This is a genomic window from Streptomyces sp. NPDC056128 (assembly GCF_042263835.1).
Taxonomy (GTDB): domain Bacteria; phylum Actinomycetota; class Actinomycetes; order Streptomycetales; family Streptomycetaceae; genus Streptomyces.
On the sequence record NZ_JBHJVQ010000079.1, the window covers coordinates 1 to 2,732 of the forward strand.

General features: G+C 70.9%; 1 protein-coding gene. It reads left to right on the top strand.

Annotated features, from left to right (window positions below):
• Positions 1-2,732 (top strand): amino acid adenylation domain-containing protein (locus tag ACFC1X_RS40655; RefSeq protein WP_376364786.1); only part of this gene is annotated, 2,732 nt, incomplete at both ends.

The following is a 2,732-nucleotide window of genomic DNA, read 5'->3' on the forward strand; positions in this document are numbered from 1 at the left end:
GACCAGGTCACCATCGACGACAACTTCTTCGACCTCGGCGGACACTCCCTCCTCGCCACCCGCCTCGTCAGCCGCACCCGCACCGCACTGCACGTCGAACTCTCCATCCGGCAGCTCTTCGAGACGCCGACCGTGGCGGGTCTGGCCGGCGTCCTCGACACGTCGGGCACCGTCCGTACCGCGCTCACGGCGAAGCCGCGCCCCGAGCGCATCCCGCTCTCCTACGCCCAGCAGCGCCTCTGGTTCTTGCACCAGCTCGAAGGACCGTCGGCGACCTACAACACCGTGCTCACGTTGCGGCTCGACGGCACGCTCGACGTGGGGGCCCTGCGTGCGGCGATCGGTGACGTCGTCGCCCGGCACGAGAGCCTGCGGACGGTCTTCACCGAGGACGAGCAGGGCGCGTATCAGATCGTGCTGCCCGTGGAGGCCGCCTCGACGCCCTTCACGGTCGTGGACGTGGCCGAGGAGGAGGTCGGCGTCCGGCTCGACGAGGCCGTCGGCCACCGCTTCGACCTCGCGCAGGAACTCCCCGCTCGGACCTCGCTGTTCCGGGTGTCGGAGCGGGAGCACGTGCTGCTGCTCCTCATCCACCACATCGCCAGCGACGCCTGGTCCCGGGCTCCCCTGGCCCAGGACCTCACCGCCGCCTACGCGGCCCGCGTCCGCAGCGAGGCGCCCGGGTGGGCTCCGCTCTCCGTCCAGTACGCCGACTACGCGCTCTGGCAGCAGGAGATCCTCGGCGACGAGACCGACACCGACAGCCTCGCGGGACGACAGCTCGCCTACTGGAAGCGGCAACTGGCCGGGCTGCCCGAGCAGCTCGACCTCCCCACCGACCGGCCCCGACCGGCCGTCGCGGGGTACTCGGGCGACCGCATCCCGTTCACCGTGCCCGCGGAGCTGCACACGCGGCTGACGGAACTGGCGCGGGCCACCAACACCAGTGCGTTCATGGTGGTCCAGGCGGCGGTCGCCGTCCTGCTCACGCGTCTCGGTGCCGGTGAGGACATCCCGATCGGCACGCCCGTCGCCGGGCGCACGGACGACGCCGCCGACGACCTGATCGGGCTCTTCATCAACACGCTGGTCCTCCGTACGGACACGGCCGGCGATCCGACCTTCCGCCGGCTCCTCGACCGTGTGCGGGACACCGACCTCGCCGCCTACGCGCACCAGGACCTCCCCTTCGAGCGGCTGGTCGAGGCGGTGAACCCGACCCGAACGCTGTCCCATCACCCGCTCTTCCAGGTCTTGTTGACCTTCAACAACACGGACCACGAGGGCGCGCTGAAGGACATCGCCGGTCTTCCGGGGCTCGCTGTCACGCTCCGGGAGGTGCAGCGGACCTCTTCCAAGTTCGACCTCTCCTTCGGGTTCGCGGAGTCCTTCGACGCGTCCCGTCGGCCGCAAGGCATCGACGCGGCGCTGGACTTCAGCACGGAACTCCTCGACCGGGGCTCCGCCCAGGGGATCGCGGACCGGTTCCTCCGGGTGCTGGAGGCCGCCACGACGGCTCCGGACCAGCCGATCGGCGCCATCGACCTGATGGACGCGGTCGAGCGGGAGCGGGTCCTGGTGGAGTGGAACGGGGCGCGGACCGAGCTTCCCGGGACGCCGCTGCACGAACTGATCAGCGAGCAGGCCGGGCGGACGCCGGACGCGATGGCCGTGGTGTGCGACTCCGCGTCCCTGACCTACGCCGAGCTGGACGGGCGGGCCAACCAGCTCGCCCGGCACCTGCTGGAACAGGGCTTGGGCGCGGAGGACTTCGTGGCTATCGCGCTGCCGAAGTCTCTGGACGCGATCACCGGCATGCTGGCCGTGCTGAAGACCGGTGCCGCCTATCTGCCGATCGACCCGGAGTATCCGGCCGAGCGCATCAGCTACATGCTCGACGATGCCCGGCCCGCCCTGAGCTTCACCGAGCCCATACCGGCCAGCGCGTACAGCGACCGGCCCAACGGCGAGATCACCGACGCCGAGCGCCGTAGCCCCTGGTCACCGCGGCACGCGGCCTACATGATCTACACCTCCGGCTCCACCGGCCGCCCCAAGGGCGTCGTCATCGAACACCACGCCCTCGCCACCTACCTCCACCGAGCGCGCGGGACGTACAGCGCCATGAGCGGTGCCACCGTCCTGCACTCACCGCTCGCCTTCGACCTCACCATCACGGCGCTGTGGACGCCCCTCACGGCCGGCGGGACCGTCCACCTCACCAGCCTGGAAGAGGCGGTGGCGCAGCCGAGCCTCATCAAGGCCACGCCCAGCCACCTTCCGCTGCTCACCAACCTGCCGGAGACGGCGTCCCCCTCCCACACCCTCATCCTGGGCGGCGAAGCCCTCCACACCGACCACCTGGCCGCCTGGCGGGCCGAGCACCCCGACGTCCAGGTCATCAACGCCTACGGCCCCACCGAATCCACCGTCAACATCACCGACCACCACGTCAGCGCAGACACGCCTGACGGCCCCGTCCCCATAGGACGCCCCTTCGCCAACACGCAGGTGTACGTACTGGACTCGGCCCTGCGCCCCGTACCCCCCGGCGTCACCGGAGAGCTGTACCTCGCCGGTGAACAACTCGCCCGCGGCTACCTCGGCCGCCACGCCCTCACCGCCGAACGCTTCACCGCCAACCCCCACAGCCCCACCCCCGGCACCCGCATGTACCGCACCGGCGACCTCGCCCACTGGAACCACCACGGCCACCTCACCTACGACGGACG